This is a genomic window from Hahella sp. CCB-MM4 (assembly GCF_002260525.1).
Taxonomy (GTDB): Bacteria; Pseudomonadota; Gammaproteobacteria; order Pseudomonadales; family Oleiphilaceae; genus Hahella.
On sequence record NZ_MRYI01000009.1, the window covers coordinates 118,658 to 136,770 of the forward strand.

At 51.6% G+C, this 18,113-nt stretch carries 18 protein-coding genes; 5 read left to right on the forward strand and 13 right to left on the reverse strand.

What is annotated here, in order from left to right; all coding sequences use genetic code 11:
• The first annotated feature begins 82 nt into the window (after positions 1–82).
• The 4 genes from BTA51_RS16400 to BTA51_RS16415 all read left to right on the forward strand — a co-directional run bounded on the left by BTA51_RS16400 (position 83) and on the right by BTA51_RS16415 (position 5,016).
• Positions 83–1,555, forward strand: coding sequence for a NarK family nitrate/nitrite MFS transporter (locus tag BTA51_RS16400; protein ID WP_094709145.1), 1,473 nt, complete (start codon positions 83–85; stop codon positions 1,553–1,555).
• Between the two features lie 75 nt (positions 1,556–1,630).
• Entirely contained in the window at positions 1,631–3,376 is a 1,746-nt protein-coding gene (locus tag BTA51_RS16405; RefSeq protein ID WP_094709147.1) for a bifunctional protein-serine/threonine kinase/phosphatase, read from the forward strand.
• Complete coding sequence (locus BTA51_RS16410; protein ID WP_094709149.1) at positions 3,373–4,542, forward strand: NnrS family protein; 1,170 nt, start codon at positions 3,373–3,375, stop codon at positions 4,540–4,542. Before BTA51_RS16405 ends, BTA51_RS16410 begins: the two co-directional genes overlap by 4 nt.
• Before the next feature lie 51 nt (positions 4,543–4,593).
• The gene (locus BTA51_RS16415; protein WP_094709151.1) at positions 4,594–5,016 is read left to right on the forward strand and encodes a putative zinc-binding protein; all 423 of its coding nucleotides are present in this window, start codon (positions 4,594–4,596) and stop codon (positions 5,014–5,016) included.
• Between the two features lie 29 nt (positions 5,017–5,045).
• Here the strand turns inward: BTA51_RS16415 and BTA51_RS16420 are convergent, their stop codons facing one another.
• From BTA51_RS16420 to BTA51_RS16460, 9 genes are all read right to left on the reverse strand, one after another.
• Positions 5,046–6,137, reverse strand: a complete 1,092-nt coding sequence (locus BTA51_RS16420) for a hypothetical protein (protein WP_094709297.1) — start codon at positions 6,135–6,137, stop codon at positions 5,046–5,048.
• Between the two features lie 123 nt (positions 6,138–6,260).
• Positions 6,261–7,466, reverse strand: a complete 1,206-nt coding sequence (locus BTA51_RS16425) for a hypothetical protein (protein ID WP_094709153.1) — start codon at positions 7,464–7,466, stop codon at positions 6,261–6,263.
• A 152-nt stretch (positions 7,467–7,618) separates the two neighbouring features.
• On the reverse strand, positions 7,619–7,837 hold the full coding sequence (locus BTA51_RS16430; protein WP_141215620.1) for a hypothetical protein: 219 nt from the start codon (positions 7,835–7,837) through the stop codon (positions 7,619–7,621).
• Positions 7,838–7,985: 148 nt separating this feature from the next.
• A complete protein-coding gene (locus BTA51_RS16435; protein ID WP_094709157.1) occupies positions 7,986–8,639 on the reverse strand; it encodes a glutathione S-transferase family protein in 654 nt (217 codons plus the stop codon).
• 87 nt (positions 8,640–8,726) lie between these two features.
• Complete coding sequence (locus BTA51_RS16440) at positions 8,727–9,974, reverse strand: RNA polymerase sigma factor (protein ID WP_094709159.1); 1,248 nt, start codon at positions 9,972–9,974, stop codon at positions 8,727–8,729.
• An 85-nt stretch (positions 9,975–10,059) separates the two neighbouring features.
• Positions 10,060–10,413, reverse strand: coding sequence for a YciI family protein (locus tag BTA51_RS16445; RefSeq protein ID WP_094709161.1), 354 nt, complete (start codon positions 10,411–10,413; stop codon positions 10,060–10,062).
• Positions 10,414–10,610: 197 nt separating this feature from the next.
• Positions 10,611–11,372, reverse strand: a complete 762-nt coding sequence (locus BTA51_RS16450; RefSeq protein ID WP_094709164.1) for an ABC transporter substrate-binding protein — start codon at positions 11,370–11,372, stop codon at positions 10,611–10,613.
• Positions 11,373–11,522: 150 nt separating this feature from the next.
• A complete protein-coding gene (locus BTA51_RS16455) occupies positions 11,523–12,401 on the reverse strand; it encodes a U32 family peptidase (protein ID WP_094709166.1) in 879 nt (292 codons plus the stop codon).
• Positions 12,402–12,490: 89 nt separating this feature from the next.
• Complete coding sequence (locus BTA51_RS16460; protein WP_094709168.1) at positions 12,491–13,486, reverse strand: peptidase U32 family protein; 996 nt, start codon at positions 13,484–13,486, stop codon at positions 12,491–12,493.
• Between the two features lie 158 nt (positions 13,487–13,644).
• On the opposite strand from BTA51_RS16460, the gene BTA51_RS16465 reads away from it, so the two are divergent.
• On the forward strand, positions 13,645–14,253 hold the full coding sequence (locus tag BTA51_RS16465) for an SCP2 domain-containing protein (RefSeq protein ID WP_210404849.1): 609 nt from the start codon (positions 13,645–13,647) through the stop codon (positions 14,251–14,253).
• A gap of 43 nt (positions 14,254–14,296) precedes the next feature.
• Here the strand turns inward: BTA51_RS16465 and BTA51_RS16470 are convergent, their stop codons facing one another.
• From BTA51_RS16470 to narH, 4 genes are all read right to left on the reverse strand, one after another.
• Entirely contained in the window at positions 14,297–15,049 is a 753-nt protein-coding gene (locus BTA51_RS16470; protein WP_094709170.1) for a peptidylprolyl isomerase, read from the reverse strand.
• An 84-nt stretch (positions 15,050–15,133) separates the two neighbouring features.
• The gene (gene narI / locus BTA51_RS16475) at positions 15,134–15,823 is read right to left on the reverse strand and encodes a respiratory nitrate reductase subunit gamma (protein WP_094709172.1); all 690 of its coding nucleotides are present in this window, start codon (positions 15,821–15,823) and stop codon (positions 15,134–15,136) included.
• 9 nt (positions 15,824–15,832) lie between these two features.
• Entirely contained in the window at positions 15,833–16,564 is a 732-nt protein-coding gene (gene narJ, locus BTA51_RS16480) for a nitrate reductase molybdenum cofactor assembly chaperone (RefSeq protein ID WP_094709174.1), read from the reverse strand.
• Positions 16,564–18,105: a nitrate reductase subunit beta gene (gene narH, locus BTA51_RS16485; RefSeq protein ID WP_094709176.1), complete on the reverse strand. Its 1,542-nt coding sequence runs from the start codon at positions 18,103–18,105 to the stop codon at positions 16,564–16,566. Before narH ends, narJ begins: the two co-directional genes overlap by 1 nt.
• Positions 18,106–18,113 lie beyond the last annotated feature (8 nt).

Below are 18,113 nucleotides of genomic sequence, written 5' to 3' on the forward strand. Positions count from 1 at the left end.
AGTTGATGCGTATCAATTTTCCTCCGTAATAGAGGTGGGATATTGCAGGTGAATTTCATGGGCCTGTATTCAGGAGACACATATGAACGACGGCAGTTTGAATCTGTTCAGGTTCAGCGACCCCAAAATTAAAACCTTGCATATCACTTGGTTTGCTTTCTTCCTGACTTTTGTTGTCTGGTTCAGTCATGCACCTCTTCTCGCATTTATCCGGGAAGCATTCAGCCTTACGGATCAGCAGGTAAAAGCACTGCTGATACTCAACGTGGCATTGACGATTCCTTCCCGAATCCTGATAGGGATGCTGGTGGATAAATTCGGTCCGAAAATCGTCTATTCCGGTCTGTTGGTCATTTCTTCCTTTATCTGTCTCGGGTTTGCCACGGCAACGACCTATGAGTCTCTAGCGCTGTTTCGCTTTTTACTGGGCTTTGTCGGTGCCGGATTCGTGATCGGTATCCGTATGGTGGGCGAGTGGTTCCCTGCTAAACAGGTCGGTATCGCAGAAGGCATCTATGGTGGCTGGGGGAACTTCGGATCTGCAGCCGGCGCCATGACACTACCGACTCTGGCATTAATGTTCGGTGGTGACGACGGCTGGCGCTATGCGCTTGGCCTGACCGGTATTATTGCTGGCCTGTATGGCTTGGTTTACTACAAGAATGCCCACAACACCCCTAAAGGTTCTACCTACTTCAAACCGAAAAAGACCGGCGGGCTGGAAGTCACCAGCATGAAGGACCTGATCTTCTATCTGGTGATGAATGTTCCCATGTATCTGGCGCTGGCGGTATTGGCGTGGAAACTTTCTCCTGCGGGATTGGGTCTGCTGAGTGATACCACGACCTATATCCTTTGGGGCGCTTTGGTACTGCTGTACGTGTTCCAGGCACACCAGATCTGGAAAGTGAACTATGAACATCTTCGTGACGGCGTTCCAGAGTACGAGCACTACAAATTCAAGCAGGTTGCCATTCTGGACCTGGCATATTTCGTTACCTTCGGATCTGAACTGGCGGTTGTTTCCATGCTGCCTCTGTTCTTCCTGGAAACCTTTGATGGAATGGACCCTGTGAAAGCCGGCTTGCTGGCATCTGGATTCGCATTCATGAATCTGGTGGCCAGACCCACAGGAGGCCACTTCAGTGACAAGTTCGGTCGTCGTAAAAGTATGATGATTCTGATTGGCGGACTGGCGCTTGGTTATCTGGTACTCAGCCAGATAGACGGCGACTGGTGGGTGCCTCTGGCAGTCATCGCCACCATGGCCTGTTCCTTCTTCGTCCAGGCCGGTGAAGGCGCGGTATTTGCCATTGTTCCTCTGGTGAAAAGACGCATGACCGGTCAGATTGCAGGCATGGCAGGGGCTTATGGCAACGTGGGTGCGGTGTGCTACCTGACTGTACTATCCTTTGTTGATTACAGCACATTCTTCCTGGTGATTGCGGGATCTGCGGCTTTGATCTTCCTGGCTTGTATTTTCCTGGATGAGCCCAGAGGGCAGATTGCGGAAGTGATGGAGGACGGCACTGTTCATATGATTGATGTCGGCTAAGCGGTCGGTTGAAAGAGTGACCAAAAATACCGTCTTGGCAAATCAAAGCCTAGGCTAACAACAACGGGAGGAAGTATGGAAATGCAGTTGGACATTGGACAACTGACCACAGCAGGCGTGAAGCCACTGAATGAAGATGCTGTGGGCCATACTTTCCTGGAAGGCAACTCACAAACGGCGTCGAAAGGCGCCGTATTTCTTTTGGCTGACGGGGTAAGCTCCTGCGAAGCTGGGCAAGAAGCAAGTCGGCAGGCGGTGGCCGATTTCCAGCAGGATTACCTGATTACACCGGATACCTGGTCAGTGGAGCATGCCGGACGCAAAGCCCTAACCTCTCTCAATCTTAAACTCTACAAACGCAGCCATGAGTTCACACAGCAGGAAAAAGGGTATCTCTGTACCTTTACCGGATTGATTTTGAAATCCCGCACGGCGCACTTTTTTCACCTGGGAGATAGCCGTTTGTACCGGCTCAGGGAAGGAGAGCTACAGCAATTGAGCCGCGACCATGTGGCAACGCTGGGTGGTGGCCGTCGTATGCTGGCCAGGGCGCTAGGCATGGACAGCATTATCCAGATTGACTACGGCCAGTCGCCGGTGATGCTGGAGGATATTTATCTGTTGACCTCGGATGGGGTCCATGACTTCCTGAGTAGGGAGCAGATTGTCTCTCTCTTGATCCAGTCGGAAGACGGTCATACCGCAAGTGCCCAGAAACTGGCGGACCGCATTGTTGATCATGCTTTACAGGCCGGAAGCGATGACAATATCAGTGTGATTATTGTCCGGGTTCTGCAATTACCTGATTCTACGCTGGAAGATTACAGCGGTGAACTGAACCGATTGCCTTTTCCACCGGACCTTGAGCCTGGAATGGTGCTGGACGGTTATGAAGTGGTGCGGGAGCTGTTCGCCTCAGCTCGCAGCCAGCTGTATCTGGTGAGAGACCAGTCAACCGCTGAGCAGATGGTGATGAAAACACCCTCGCGTAATTTTGAAGAGGACATGAATTACATTGACCGTTTTATTCAGGAAGAATGGATCGGTAAGCGCATTAACAGCCCAAGGGTGGTGAGGGTGATTCCCCAGACCAGTAAACGGACGGCTCTGTACTATTTAATGGAGTATGTGGAAGGGGAGTCGCTGGATCGCTGGATGACCCATAACCGGTTTCCCAAGCCCAAACGGGCGATACAACTGGTTAAACAGATTGCGCAGGGGCTGCGTACATTGCACGATCATGACACGGTCCATCAGGATCTGAAGCCTGCCAATATCATGGTGATGCCGTCAGGTGATATCAAACTGGTGGATTTTGGTTCCGTCTATGTGGCAGGAGTGGCTGAAGTTTTTCGACCACTGGAACAGGAGGGAGCGTTGGGGACCGCAAGTTACTCCGATCCGCAATACCTGCTGGGACATAACAGTGCCCGACAGGGTGATCTGTACTCGCTGGCGACGATCACCTATGAAATATTCACCGGTGAGCTGCCCTATGGGGAGCAGATCAATGAATGCCGGTCTGCTTTTGACTATGACCGCTTACGCTACCGTACGGCCTCACAGTTCAACCCGGTGATACCATTGTGGTTTGATCGGGCGCTGGAGAAAGGTGTCGCCATAGATCCGGATCAACGCTATCTGACGATCGATCAATTCTTGAAGGACCTGTTGCACCCAAACCCGGAATTTCTACGCAATGATCCGCGTTTGGGAGATGATCGCAGCCCGGTATTGTTCTGGCAGTTTCTGTCGGGATTCTGGGTCCTGATTCTGGTACTGGTCATTACTCTGTTTTCCTGTCAGGGACCTGCTGCATGAAAGAAACTCATTATCCAACAGTGCTGAATCTGGGATTTCGTCCCTTCTTTCTCGGAGCGGCCATCGTCGCCACTGTCTCCATGAGCTTGTGGATATTGGTATTTACCGGCTATCTCACCCTTGAGTTTGACCGGCTGGCCGGCCCCCAATGGCATGCTCATGAAATGCTTTACGGCTATGCGATGGCGGTAATCGCCGGCTTTCTACTTACGGCTGTACGTAACTGGACTGGAAAAGAAACACTACGCGGATGGCCTCTGGGTATGCTGGTCGGATTATGGTTACTGGCCAGGGTGTCATTATGGTTGGGGGATTCCCTGGTGGAGTTCTCTGCCGTCATGGATCTGTTGTTTAACCTGGCGTTGGTGGCCGCTGTTTGTCGGCCGATCATCCAGGTCAAACAATGGCGACAGCTGGGTATCATGATCAAACTGGGGCTGCTGTTTGCAGGGAATCTTCTGTTTTACCTGGGCGTTTTGCTGAAGCATCCAGACTGGATTCCAATCAGTCTATACGGCGCCCTTTATCTGGTTGTGGCATTAATTCTGACGATTGGTCGTCGGGTAATCCCCTTCTTTGTCCGCAGTGCTCTGGGGGTGGAGCTTGCTAATTCCCGGTGGTTGGATGCTGCCAGCCTGGCAGGCCTATTGGTGTTTTTTATTTCCGAACTCGTCTCTCCGGCCAATGTCATTGGACAGGTGGCAGCGCTGATCGTGTTTCTGGCCAATGCCTCTCGCCTGATTCTCTGGCATAAGGCTCCCGTCTGGGGACGTCCAATGCTATGGAGTCTGTATATCGCATTCTGGTGTATTGCATTGGGGTTTCTGATGTTTGCCCTGGCGGACATTCTTGCATTTTCCCGTTTGCTCGCAGTGCATGCCCTGGCATTGGGTGGAATCGGCCTGATTACAGTGTCAATGATGGGAAGAGTTTCGATCGGACACACTGGCCGTGATCTGTCACAACCCCCGCCACAGTATGTTCTCTCTCTCATGTTTCTGCTGGCGGGTGTGGTGTGCCGGGTGTTGCTGCCATTGATGTTCCCCGATTGGTATCTGGTCTGGCTGAAACTATCCGCAGCCTTGTGGATCGCCGGATTTACTATTTTTCTGACCGGGTACGCAGGAATTCTGACGAGCCCCAGAGTCGACGGTCGCCACGGATAGAGGCTTAGTTTTATTGAATTAATCTGCTGTAAGTAACTGGCGGAGGTTGTTATGTTTGAGAAGATTAAACATCTGGAGTTTATTGCTGCCCAGCAGCAGCGTTCCTATGCGGAGCTACCCTTGGTATATGCCTGTTCCGGTTGTTCCAGTGCGGCCCAGATGGCCAACGCTCTGGCCGTGCGCTTGGACCGGGAACATTTGGCGGAAATGTCCTGTATCGCCGGCATTGGGGGAGATGTACAACCGCTGGTTCGTGCTGCTCAACGTGGACGTAAGATTCTCGCCCTTGACGGTTGTCTGCTGCACTGTGTCCGGAACTGCCTGAAACGATACGATATCGAGCCTTCATACCATTTGGAACTGGCTGATCACGGAATCAAAAAAAGGCATCACACAGATGCCACAGAAGAGGAAATTAAAAGAGTTTGGGATGAAGCTGTTATACCGGCGCTGATTGAAATAGATAACCTATAGCCTGACCGGGCAGGCTATAGGTGGTTGAATTACTCAAATGAATCCAGGATGACTCTTCCCATGGTTTTGTCATCCGCATCTGTAATGTAACGATATTCGCGGAACCAATCCCACCAGGCATAAACCGTGTGGTACTCCACATCTACGTCTATCGTTTTGGCACTGCTGCTGTTGTACAGGTTGGCGCCGCTCAGGGCAAACGTCATGTCCCTGCCGTCCTTGTCTGCCTGCATTTCGTTATGCGCCATCTTTTCACTCATGATCACAGGGAAGTGAAAGTTATAGAGCTGGTTCAAAGACGGTGCGTTGCTGACGGTGGTGACCCTGCCGTCCATGCGTAGATCCTGGACGCAGGAATCGTATCCCTGATCAAGAGCAGCCCCACAGGCGCTATGCAGGGGAACCACACTATCATCGGTCCCTTTGATGAGCGGGTGAGTGGCAAAACCATAGAGTTCATCCCCAGATCCGGCAATACGCAGACGAGGAATCGACGGGAAAGTGTTGACTGCGGTGCCTCTTGCGACGGTGGGCTGAAGATCAATCGCGACGCCTGGGTCCATGCCGATTTCCAGATTGTAACCGAGGAACTCCAGCAGAGCTTCCAGGATATCCGCACCATGGTTAATACCGTTGACGACATCCACGCCAAAATTGGCCAACTCTGTTCCGCCACCTGCACCGGCCATGTCAATGACCGCTGCTACTTTGAAGCGATCTGCGAGGGCTGAACCGAGTAGGGAAGTTTTATTGGCCAATACGTAACGCATGACCAGATCACCGGTGGAATGGGTGATGATGATGCAATCATTGTCACAGTGGCCGGAAGACAAAATAGGCTGTAATTGGGTGGCAATCAATTCGGCAATACCGCCAGCTCCGGGCAGCCGTTTACTGGAAGGCCAATACAGAATCTTTGTTGTGGCGGGATCTTTCAGAGCCGGGTCGAAGGAATCCCAATAGGCGATACCATCGGCCTGACCGTTATCACTTGGCGGGAGGGGGATGTGCCAGGGAAGAAACCCTTGAATCAGGATCACATTCTTTCCGGCAAGTTGAGCGTAGGAACCGGTGGCCACCAGCATCAGCACAGCGGCCAGTATCAGTTTGAGTTTTTTCACCTTAATTCTCCAGTTTTTATCATTGTTACGGAGAGCAAACAGTCGGAATTGCTCATGGATATTGACTGACTGCCGTGACATTCGGCAGCTCAGATCGCACTCTGGATAGGCCTGCTTTTGTTGTTATTGGACACTACCCAGCTGACGAAGAAACTCCAGGCGTTTCTGCGCTTCTTCGTCCACATAGGGCACATCGTCATATTCATCAAAGTCATGCCCGGTAACGGCATATGACTCCTGTGACGTATGGCCATATTCAGTGGTATAGGTTGGTGGTGATGGCATGCGCGCGAGCATGAGGTCCTTGAGGATATAAGGCCCGCTGTTCCCCTGCTGCTTCAGTGCACTGATATGAGCGCGTAACGGGATAATTCCGCGGCTGCTGCGGATCTCCTGTTGTGCGGTCAAATGGATCAGCGGCTGATCCGTATCTGCTGAGTACAGATTGGCACCGAGTTCGTGGTATCCGGGATTGGAGGTATCGATGTGAACGGGAATCTCGAGATATTCTCCATTAACCTGGGACACATCGACATGCGTAATGTTGGCGACGCTTTCTACATAGGTAATCGGAGTGCCTATTTCGTATGTGCGTCCATCGAGCTCTAGGCTGGCAACAGCCCGCAACTCTGTGCCGGAAGGTTGTGTGGCATTTTGCCCGGGGGCGAATTGCAATTGGTAGGTTGGCGTGGAAGCATTGATCTGGGAACCTTCGACCGAGGAGCTTTCGACCTGAGAGCCAGCAGCCTGTTGCAGTGTGTTTCCATTTTCCACCAGTCTGCCTGTTACTTTTAGCCAGGTGCCTTCTTTCAATCCATCGACAGATACAATGGCGGTTATTTCTTCGCCTTTAAAATACTGGCGTTTATCAGTCTTCAGAGAAATAGTCGGGCTGTTCTTATCCTTAAAGTCCAGTGGCATGGTGGCGGCGAAACTTTGGTTGGGAAGATACTTTGGCAGGGCATCCCGACCAGGGATCGGCATGGAGAACGTCGGGTAACGAATCTGTTCCGCATAAAGATCGGCAACCTGAGCAAGGCGGGCTTTTACTTCACGCTCAAAGTAGGGATTTTCTGCTTCAACGGTCGAATCTTTTTCTGGAGTGACATCGTTGTCGGAGGAGGCAGATGTTTGCTTTTCTGTAGTGGCTGCAAGGCGCGGCTTGTCAGTGGCAGCGGACGGAATTTGCCCTATAGAATCTGGAGACGGGGCTGATGCTCCCTGATGCAGAAACATCCCCAATAGACCGGCGCATAATACTAAACCGGCGACAATGCTGTAGCCTTTGTGTTTTCTGAGAACCCTCAGAAAGCTTGTAATTGAATTCATAGCGGCGAAACCTGTGTCTTTATTGTTTTTATAAGACTTATTGGTTGGCTGTCACCGTCTCACATATACAAATGCAAAACGGTGTAGCTCGTATACGCCACACTATAAAAAATTAGATTAGTGAATTTCCCCACCCAAATGGGGGATCTGAACTAGCGAATTCGGGCGAGAGTATTCAGAACAAACTGTTTCATGTCAGCGGATACCGTCGAAGGTACTTTGTGATTCAAGTGACGGTCTTGCTGTGGGGGAGTGGAGAGTAATAAATTGAGGAAATAGGAATGCGGGACACAACCTGAGTTGTGCCCCGCTGCAATAAGCGCTTCCTTTGCCAAATCCTGAGGCTCGTTAATCATCCTTGCCGCTTCCATGCATCGTGTCCCTACGTCGCTAATTGCATCCCTACGATGTCTATATTAGTGACTCGCCCGATTAGGCGAAAGGCTACATATCCTAAAGGGATGTGAGAGATCTCCTACGAGGTTGCAGACCGCTTCAGCCAGCTGATTTTCGAGTGCATCAACCGGCTTCTTCCACGGCTTCCAGCATTTTCTCGTTGATCTGTTGGCTGGAGGTCCAGCTGTCATATTGGTTCAGTCTCTCCAGCCATTGAATGATGTTTTTGAATGGTTGGAAGGGTACTCCGCCGGCGTCCCAGTGGTCGGATTGGCAGGCAAGGGCGAAGTCCGCGATTGTCAGCTTGTCGCCTGCCACATACGGATATTGAGCCAAGTGGTCATCCAGAATGCTGGCGAATTTCTGAAAATTCTCCTTACCTTCTGCAATCTTTGCTGGATCCCCGGGAGCACCCATGAACAACGGCTTAAAGAAGGTTTCCAGCAGAATAGTACCGGAGGCCTGGTTAAAGTGAGCGGTTTCCCAGAACAGCCAGCGGGAAATATTGGCTCTTTCCTGTGGCGTCCCGGAAAACAGTTTTCCGGAGCCGTATTGGCATGCCAGGTACTGGCATATGGCATTGGATTCCCAAAGGGTGAAGTCTCCGTCAACCAATGCCGGTACCTTTTGATTCGGGTTGATGGCGGCGTATTCGGGTGTCATCAGGTCTCCTTTGTCGAACTGGAGATATTCGATCTCCACGTCCAGCGCCAGATGTTTGATGGTTGCCAGTACCTTGCGGCAGTTAGGGGAGCCGTAAACCAGATATACTTTCATTTTGTCACCTCATTCGTTTTGGGTTAGTTCCTGGAGTAGACGAACGAGGATTTGAAAAACCTACACGAAGCAGAAAATTATTTAAGGTTAATTCTGGGAAAGCCTGGCGATCATCCGCGCCAGATACCTTTGTTCTTCGCCGGTATTTGAGAGCTCATGCGCCTTTTGTAGGTGCCGCAGGGATTCGGATACTTGTCCGGCCTGCTCGTACAGGTGTCCCAGGACTACATGGTAATGGCTGTATGTCTGCAGGGTTTTGTCCTGGGAATATCCTTCCAGAAGAGATATCGCTTCCTGTGGGCCATAAACGTGTGCAAGGGCCACGGACCGATTCAATTGAATGATCGCGGAGTTTTCAAACCGTATCAGCGAGTCATACAGCATCAGAATCTGTGCCCAATCGGTTTCTTCGCTGGACGTGGCAGTGCAATGTAATGCGGCGATGGCTGCCTGAACCTGATAAGGGCCAGGATGATGCAGACTCAAAGCTTTATCCAGTAAATGCCGGCCAAGTGAGATCTGAGATTGATGCCACAAGTCTCGGTTCTGTTCCGCCAGAGGGATAAGCTCGCCTTCAGGTGATATACGGGCATCGTGTCGGCAATTCTGGAAATGGAGAAGCGCTGTCAGGCCCAGAACTTCGCTGTTTTCCGGGTAGAGTTTTAAAAGGGTTTCTGCCAGGGAGATCGCCTCCTGACACAGGGATTCCCGGATGGCATTCTCTCCGGGGCTGCAGCTATAGCCTTCATTGAATATCAGATAAATGACTTTCAACACTGCCCCCAGGCGCGCTTCCAAATGACGTGGGGCCGGAATCTGATAGGCAATTCGGGCCTGGGTAATTTTTTGTTTGGCCCTGAGCAGGCGTTGTTCCATGGTTTTTTCACCCACAACCAGAGAGCGTGCGACATCCGGCAGGGACAACCCAGCGACGGTTTTCAGCGTCAGGGCGATCTGTGTCTCAAGGGCCAGGGCGGGGTGGCAGCATGTGAAGATCAAACATAAATAGTCATTCTGAATATGCTGGCGCAGGATGTCCTGATCCTGCTGGTGATCTGTGTCCGTGCTGTTATCCACCAGCTCCAGAAAAGGCGCTACGGATTTTTGATGATACTGGCGACGTCGGAAGATATCCGTGGCCCGGTTACGGGCCGTCGTTACCAGCCAGGCGACAGGGTTGTCGGGGACCTGCTGCTTCCAGGTCTCAACCGCTTTCAGACAGGCATCCTGAAGACAGTCTTCCGACAGGTCGAATTCGCCCGTCAACCTGATCAACGTGGCCAGGGCCGGACCATAGGCTTTCTTGATGGCATCTTGCATGATGGCTTCTTGCATGTACGTCTCTTACATGAACTCTTTATTGAGAAACTGAACCTTCATGGAATGATCATTCATGAACAGCCCCTTGTGTGGGAGGGTGTTAGCCTCGTGGAACCGAATAATGGACTGGTCGAACTTCCACACCTCCGTTCTCCGGCACCGGAATCATTCTGGCGTATTCAAGAGCTTCATCTAGATTTTCACAGTCCATGAGGTAATAACCCACAAACACTTCTTTGGATTCGGCAAAGGGGCCGTCTGTTACCACCAGTTCAGTATTTTGCTTACGCACAGTGGTGGCCGTTTCAATGCCCTGGAGTCGATCTCCTGCAACAAAGTGTCCGCGGGACTTACTCAATTGCTGAAGCTTTCTGTGCTGATCGAAAATAGCCTCCATGTCCACTGAGCTGTCCGGCCAGGATTTGTCATGATGAATCAGTAACATATATTGCATTGGGATGTACCTTTTTAGTTAATCTCAGACCATATAGTTAATCTCAGACCATAGACGAATGAGGTTTTGCAAATCCTACACCCGCACCTAAAAAAATATGAAATTTTTGATGGGCAATTTGGATACTATAAATGCAGTGACGACAAAGGCAGCGCGGGTGGAGAACTGGTGAGGAGAGATCAGATGGCATAGGGTGGTTATGGATTGTAATAACCCTCAATCAGAAGGGTTTCGAGCTTCTCGTATTCTCCTGATTCTTTTAGCCGTTTGATACCTTCGTTGAAGCTGGAGAGAATTTTCAGTGCCCGTTCCTGAGGGATGTTTCTGGATATCATGACATGGTAGGAGGATCTCAATAGAGCCTTTTCATGATTGGTGATGAGGCGGGCTTGAGAAGAAGGAAAAATCTCATAGAGCGTGGTGTAGCCGACCACCATTTCCACAGGGAAAAGATCAATTCTGCCCAGTAACAGTTTTTTCAGGTTAGTCGCGTCGTCTGTGACCGGTTCAATGGTGATTCGCTTTTCTTTGGCGGCCTTGTCAAATTCGTCTCCGTAGGAGTAACCCAACGCGGTTCCGATTCTGTAGTTCTTCAGGTCGTCAATGGTGTTCCAGTCAAATTTGAAATCCTTACGATGGAAGAACACCTTCTTATTGACCATCAACGGATCTGTGAAGATAAAGTTCTTCAACCTTTCCTCATTTGGTATCCAGCACAGTGTGATGTCCAGTTCTCCGTCCATGACACTTTGGGAGGCTCTCTTCCAGGGGAGGTAGACGATTTCCAGATCGTAGTCGCTTAAGGCTTCTCTCAGAATGTGCGTGCAGAACCCTCCTTCCTTGAGTTCCACGCCGGTATAAGGCGGCCATTCTCCGCTACCCACCGTAATCGTCTCTTTGGCATGTACGGAAATGGAAAGGAATATCCCTACTGCTATTGCGAACAAATCGTTTCTCATATCGCCGCCACTGGCTTGTCTCAGCCTAAGTATAGGCCACCAGAGCTGTTGAGGTGACAATATGTTAAAAATGTATAGGCCGAAAGCTGCTCATTGTCCGGGGTTTTAACGGCAGCGCCATACACGCTACCGTCAATACAACCTGGTTGTTCAGACCTGTAATTCCATCCCGGCCAGCCGATTCCAATAACCATTGCAATGTTGTTCGGTATAGGGGGTAACCGTGGTAAGGTCGTTCTCCATGGAATCTTTCAGGCTGCTCACCAGATTCAATACCGCTGGGCTTTCCGGCGCCAGTCTGATCAACTCTATTCCCTGCGAGCGTATTTCCTGCCATTGGTTGAGCAGATTCAGGCATTTGCCGGACTGGGTCTGAATGCCGTTCAAGGTAAATAGTTCCTGTCCATCCTGGCTGGTCGCTTTCATGCCCGTTGGGTGTTGCAGACAGATAAACCGGCACTGGTCCTTGGGAATATTGTGGGCTCTGGCCGTGTAGCAGCGGGCGGAATACGCCAGCGTCATGTGCCCGTAGGCAAACAGCTCGGTTTCGGGTTTCTGCGTGCTTGCCTCGCAAATGTCGGCAATCGCATCTTTGCCAAGTTCCAGTGGGGGGACCCAGCGTATGCAACCGGCGCGGGCCAGCAGGTCAAGACTGGATCCGTTATAGATGTTCAAAGCCGGCCCGGCCACAAATGGTTGCTTTAATTCACTCAGAAATTGCACGGCCGCCATATCATTGGCTTCCACCAGCAGGTTTTCGTCTGCGGCCAGCTCACACAGCCGCCTCAGGGAATGCAGTTCTGATTCCGCCTCAATCAGCGCCAGTGTGGATAGTACTGTTTGCTTACCTGCCTGATTCAGTTCTTTGGCCAGAGCCACCCAATCTTCCTGACTAAGCTGACGCCTTTTAGAGCAGACTGATTCTCCCAGATAGATAACGTCCGCCGGGGACTCGGCAGCAGCCTGGTAAAAGTTGAGAACGGTGTTTTTTTCCCAGAAGTAGGGAAGAGGACCAAGGGTGATTTTCATCAAGTTATCCCGTGCTAGATGCTTTTATCTTGAAAGTACTTTTGTCTTGAGAGTGCTGTGATTTTAAAAGTACGTTGATCTCGATTGATTTACTGCCAGGGGCGTGAATAAGCGCCGAGAGTCGTCTGGCTGCCCTCAGACAATGACTGGAGCACTTCCATCCACTGGTTATCAGCCCTAAAGTTCTCCGGGCTTTGCTTGAGCTTGTCCAATGCCTTGCGCCAGACCGATACCACTTGTCCCACGTAGGCCGGGCTGCGCTGACGTCCTTCTATTTTGACGGCCTTGACACCTGCGGCCTGCAACTCGGGCAGTATGGTTAAGGTATTCAGGCTGGTGGGTTCTTCCAGTGCGTGATAGCGATGTCCGTCCACATCGAAGCGGCCCTTGCAGAGCGTTGGATATCCGGCCTTTTCTTCCGGCTGGTAGCGGTCAATGACCACATTATTCAGCCTGGATTCCAAATGTTGTCCCGTCTCCCGCCATTCCACAAATCGGGCAGGGGAGCATACTCCCTGTGTATTGGGTGATTCGCCGGTAATGTACGACGATAAATAGCAGCGCCCCTCTGCCATGATACAGAGGCTTCCAAACCCGAACACTTCGACATCTACAACATTGGCGGCAGCCACCTGCTTAACCTGTTTCAATGACAACACCCTGGGCAGAACCGCGCGTTTGATATTGAATTGATTCACATAGAACTGTAACGCCCCAAAGTTGGTGGCGGATCCCTGGACGGAGAGATGGAGATGCAGATCGGGATGCTGAGTATGGGCATATTCCATCACGCTCATATCCGCCGCGATCAATGCATTAGCGCCAATGGATACTGCCTGGTCCACTGCGGCTTTCCAGCGATGCCATTCTCTCTGTTGGGCATAGGTGTTGATGGCTACAAATAATTTGACGCCTTTGTCCCGGGCCAGATCCAATGCCTGCCTGGCCTTACGGTCGTCAAAATTCAAACCGGCAAAGTGGCGTGCGTTGGTGTTGTCTTTAAACCCGATATAGATTGCATCGGCACCTGCTTCCACGGCTGCCTTGAAGGCCGGAAGACTCCCGGCGGGACATACCAGTTCCATGTTCACCTCTGAATAACTGCAATGATTGATAATTGAAAATTCGATAAACAAATGTGTGTGACCAGCCTATTGTGAATAGGTCAGTCGCTAGTTGACTGATATCAATGCCGCTAACGGTTAAAGTCGTTTTAATAGTGCCTCCTATGGTTCATAGAGAGATGTCCACTGTGTCTTTCCTTCGCTCAATCAAACAACGTTTCCCTTCTTCTCCTTTGGGCTTTGCGCCCGATCCCCTGGAAGTATTCAAGCGCCCTATGTTTTATGCCGCGACACCCTTCAGAACATTGCCCTCGCAGGTACAGTGTCTGGTGATGAGGCAAATTATTGAACGGATATTGGGGGACCGTATTGCTGAGGGGGATTTTGATAGTCTGGTCAGCAGACGGGTTCGAATATCGGTGGTCGATATGAACCTGGATTTGGAATTCGGTTTGTCGCCGCAGCGAAATGTGGTGGTTACCAAAGGACAGGACGCGGATACCGAAATTCGGGGGGATGCCCTGGCATTTATGCAGATTGCCACTCATAGCGTTGATCCGGATACGCTTTTCTTCCAACGCCGGTTGTTGATTTTGGGCGATACGGAGCTTGGACATGAAGTGAAGAACCTAATGGACAGCGTTGATATTGAGCAGATCCCCCGGCCGTTGCAGAATCTGATTAACCGCTGGTGCCTCAGAGTGATCAAAGCACATCAATGGGGAGAACAGCTGGGGGCTGCATTACAGTATCGTGTGCCTTTGCAGCAGGCAGAATCACATCAATGAAGAGACGCTTTAGCGCCTCTTCATCTGTTCTTGGCAAAAACGATTATTGAATAAGAGGCGATTCAGCAATCTCGTAGCCTTCAATTTCGGCACTGTCTGCCAAACGCCTCAGGTAATCGGCAACAGCCTGTCGTTCAGCTCGTTCCTCAAGATAATGACGAATCGTTTCAACGACCATCTCGTAGGGAAGCTGTTGCCCGGGAATGCTACGATCGATATACACCACATGCACACCGTAACGACTTTCAACAGGGTGACGCATAAGTCCGGTTTCGGCACGGAATAATACCTTTTCAAATTCGGCCACGGTTTGTCCCTGTGACACCTGGCCCAGAGATCCCCCGGTGGCTTTGGAGGGACACTCCGAAAACTTCTCTGCCAGCTTTGCAAATTCGTCCGGCGATTCCTCTAATCGTTTTATCAGCGCTTCAGCCTGAGCGACACTATCACTCCGTTTTTTGGCGTCATCGGGGGCGGCCCCGAGCAGAATATGCCTTGCCTCAACCAAAGGAGAACTGCTGAATTCCACGGGGTGGCTATCATAAAAGCGGACACACTCCTCTTCAGTGGGATGAGGTATTTCCACTTCCTTTTCAATAAGCATTTCCAGTAAATCGTCCGTGTTATCTGCTTTCAGACCGAGTGAATCGGCCCTTTGACACAATAACTCCTTGATCACCAGAGAGCGGGTGGCAGCCTGTTGAGCATCGTCTACTGTCGTCGATGGGAAGAACTGCATTTCGCTATAGATCTGGTCCGGCGTAATTTCGGTACCGTTGACGAGGATGGAATTCATGTTGATGTCCCGGTATTCGGTGGGTTGTGACTCGGTGTCTGGCTGAAAGGATCAGCGGGCCCGAGGGGGCCCGCATGTATCTCCTCAGGATCTGGCGATGCCGCGTACCACTTGGTAGTTGCGCGTAAAGTAACGTACTGGAATGCTCCAGACATGTACCAGACGGCTGAACGGGAACAGCAGGAACAGGGTCATGCCGAGGACGATATGAAGCTTGTAGATGATATGCACATCTTCCATCACGCCCGCTGCCTGGGCAGCATTGAATGTCACGATGGATTGCGCCCAATTCATCATCTTCAGCATTTCTGCACCATCCATATGACCTGCGGAGACAAATATGCTGAGCAGGCCGAGGCAGAGTTGCGCAAACAGCAGCAACAGAATCGCGATATCCATGTTAGTGGAAGAGGCTCTGACTCTGGGATTGGTCAGACGACGCTTGATAAGAATGACCAGTCCAAAGAAACAGATGATACCGAACAGGCCGCCAACGCCCATGGCGACACCCTGTTTGAAGCTGGCTGAAATGCCAAAGGCATGCCAAACCGCAACGGGTGTCAGAAGACCGACGAAGTGTCCCAGAAGAATGGCGATGACCCCGATGTGGAACAGGATGCTGCCAATACGGAGTTGTTTGCTTTCCAATATCTGGCTGGAAGCCGTCTTCCAGGTATATTGGTCCCGATCATAGCGGATCAGGCTTCCGACCAGGAAGACCGCCAGTGCCACGTAGGGATAGACGGCCAGGAATAAGGTATTGAGGTAGCTCATAGGAATCTCCTAAGACCGGGTCATGTTCAATGGTTGGGAAATCGGGGCTTCCACCCACTGTACGGTGCTGACATCGTCACACCGTTGGGCGGGGGAAGGCCGGTAACGGCTGCTCGGGCAACTGTTGTTGTCCGGTGCGGTAAAGGACACAGCTTCTTCCTCCCAGATTTTGTCCAGAGCTTCGGGAGTATCATCACGTTCCTCACCGGCCACCTGCTTGCGCAGTTCTGCCAGATCAACTTCCACATCGGCTATCCGGAGCAGAGCACCCATCACCAGGGTGTAATCACTCTCACGTTCTTCCAGGCGTGCCTGCAATAAGGTGAGTACATGGGCGACATCCATGACCCATCCCAGAGCCTGATTGCCCTGGGTAGCTGCAAATTCAAGATAGACCGGCAGGTAGTCGGGCAACTCGCGTACAGAGAGTTCAAGACCGGCATCGCGATATTGTCGTAACAATTCCACCATCGCCTGACCACGATCACGGGACTCTCCATGAACGTGCTCAAACAGATGCAAGGATACCGACCGGCCGCGCTCGAACAGCCCGTCGTACTCGCTTTGCCAGTCCAGAAGATCTTTTTCTCTGGCCTGATGGATAAACAGCGTCAGCGATTCCCGCGCCAGAAGGGGGATACTGGAATCCTCTCTGACCAGGTTCTCAATCAGGTCGAGATTTCCATGAACCTCCTGAGTCGGGTAGTCCAGCAGGGTGGCAATCAATCTCAGAGCTTTCATTACACATCCTCCTGAATGGCCGGTATGACCTGACGGACCGCAGCGTCCTTGCCTCCGAACAGATTCACCGAATTGTCACCGGTAGAGCATCCGTTGCCGAAGCTGAAACCACAGCTGCTCTTCATGTCGTAAGCGTTTTCTGCGTATGCCCGGTGGGTCGTCGGGATCACGAAACGATCTTCATAGTTGGCCAGGGCCATGATCCGATACATGTCTTCCACCAGGGCCTTGCTCAGTCCTACCTGGGCCAGAACTTCCAGATCTTCCACCTGATCAACATGTTTGCTGCGCATGTAAGCCCGCATGGCAATCATGCGTTCCAGCGCCCGGATAATCGGGGCTTCGTCGCCAGCCGTCAGCAGGTTCGCCAGATAACGCAGAGGGATACGAAGGCTCTTGAGATCCGGGATTTCCCCGTTCATACCAACGTGGCCTTGCTCCACGGCGTTCTGGATCGGACTCAATGGCGGAACGTACCAGACCATCGGCAGCGTGCGATATTCCGGGTGCAGCGGAAGAGCGACTTTCCAGTCGATGGCCATTTTATAGACCGGTGAGTTCTGTGCAGCTTCCAGCCAGGCTTCAGGAATCCCTTCTTTGCGGGCAGCGGCGCGAACCTTTGGATCGTTCGGATCCAGGAAAATGTCGCATTGGGCCTGATACAGATCCTTGTCGTTGGTGGTAGAGGCTGCCTGTTCAATGCGATCCGCATCGTACAGCAGCACTCCCAGGTAGCGGATACGGCCGACACAGGTTTCGGAACAGACGGTGGGTTGTCCGGACTCAATCCTTGGATAGCAGAAAATACATTTTTCGGACTTGCCGCTCTTCCAGTTGTAGTAGATTTTTTTGTACGGACAGGCAGAAACACACATTCTCCAGCCCCGGCATTTATCCTGGTCGATCAGGACGATGCCGTCCTCTTCCCGCTTGTAGATGGCCCCGCTGGGGCAGGAAGCCACACAAGCCGGGTTGAGACAGTGCTCACACAGACGGGGCAGGTACATCATGAAGGTTTTCTCAAACTCGCCATAGATGTCCGCCTGGACCTGATCAAAGTTTTTGTCCTTGCGACGCTTGGCGAACTCGGTACCCAGAATCTCTTCCCAGTTGGGACCCCATTCGATTTTCTCCATGCGCTGGCCGGAAATCAGCGACCGTGGCCGTGCGGTGGGCTGGTGCTTCATGTCCGGTGCGTTATGCAGGTGCTGATAGTCGTAGTCGAACGGTTCGTAGTACTCGTCGATGGTCGGAAGGTCCGGATTGGCAAAGATATTGGCCAGAACCCGGTGACGACCACCAATGCGTGGTTGCAGTTTCTTGGTGCCGTTGCCTTTCAGGGTCCAGCCACCTTTCCACTTATCCTGGTTCTCCCATTCTTTTGGATAGCCGATTCCAGGTTTGGTTTCGACGTTGTTGAACCAGGCATACTCCACCCCTTCACGTGAGGTCCACACGTTTTTACAGGTGATCGAGCAGGTGTGGCATCCGATACATTTGTCCAGGTTCAGGACCATGCCGATTTGTGCACGTACTTTCATCTCGCGTA

What these genes read in the sequence shown, in the direction of transcription:
- BTA51_RS16400 (WP_094709145.1), top strand. Translation starts at nt 83, where the DNA reads ATGAACGACGGCAGTTTGAATCTGTTCAGGTTCAGCGACCCCAAAATT.
- BTA51_RS16405 (WP_094709147.1), top strand. Translation starts at nt 1,631, where the DNA reads ATGGAAATGCAGTTGGACATTGGACAACTGACCACAGCAGGCGTGAAG.
- BTA51_RS16410 (WP_094709149.1), top strand. Translation starts at nt 3,373, where the DNA reads ATGAAAGAAACTCATTATCCAACAGTGCTGAATCTGGGATTTCGTCCC.
- BTA51_RS16415 (WP_094709151.1), top strand. Translation starts at nt 4,594, where the DNA reads ATGTTTGAGAAGATTAAACATCTGGAGTTTATTGCTGCCCAGCAGCAG.
- BTA51_RS16425 (WP_094709153.1), bottom strand. Translation starts at nt 7,466, where the DNA reads ATGAATTCAATTACAAGCTTTCTGAGGGTTCTCAGAAAACACAAAGGC.
- BTA51_RS16430 (WP_141215620.1), bottom strand. Translation starts at nt 7,837, where the DNA reads ATGGAAGCGGCAAGGATGATTAACGAGCCTCAGGATTTGGCAAAGGAA.
- BTA51_RS16435 (WP_094709157.1), bottom strand. Translation starts at nt 8,639, where the DNA reads ATGAAAGTATATCTGGTTTACGGCTCCCCTAACTGCCGCAAGGTACTG.
- BTA51_RS16440 (WP_094709159.1), bottom strand. Translation starts at nt 9,974, where the DNA reads ATGCAAGAAGCCATCATGCAAGATGCCATCAAGAAAGCCTATGGTCCG.
- BTA51_RS16445 (WP_094709161.1), bottom strand. Translation starts at nt 10,413, where the DNA reads ATGCAATATATGTTACTGATTCATCATGACAAATCCTGGCCGGACAGC.
- BTA51_RS16450 (WP_094709164.1), bottom strand. Translation starts at nt 11,372, where the DNA reads ATGAGAAACGATTTGTTCGCAATAGCAGTAGGGATATTCCTTTCCATT.
- BTA51_RS16455 (WP_094709166.1), bottom strand. Translation starts at nt 12,401, where the DNA reads ATGAAAATCACCCTTGGTCCTCTTCCCTACTTCTGGGAAAAAAACACC.
- BTA51_RS16460 (WP_094709168.1), bottom strand. Translation starts at nt 13,486, where the DNA reads ATGGAACTGGTATGTCCCGCCGGGAGTCTTCCGGCCTTCAAGGCAGCC.
- BTA51_RS16465 (WP_210404849.1), top strand. Translation starts at nt 13,645, where the DNA reads ATGTCCACTGTGTCTTTCCTTCGCTCAATCAAACAACGTTTCCCTTCT.
- BTA51_RS16470 (WP_094709170.1), bottom strand. Translation starts at nt 15,049, where the DNA reads ATGAATTCCATCCTCGTCAACGGTACCGAAATTACGCCGGACCAGATC.
- narI (WP_094709172.1), bottom strand. Translation starts at nt 15,823, where the DNA reads ATGAGCTACCTCAATACCTTATTCCTGGCCGTCTATCCCTACGTGGCA.
- narJ (WP_094709174.1), bottom strand. Translation starts at nt 16,564, where the DNA reads ATGAAAGCTCTGAGATTGATTGCCACCCTGCTGGACTACCCGACTCAG.
- narH (WP_094709176.1), bottom strand. Translation starts at nt 18,105, where the DNA reads ATGAAAGTACGTGCACAAATCGGCATGGTCCTGAACCTGGACAAATGT.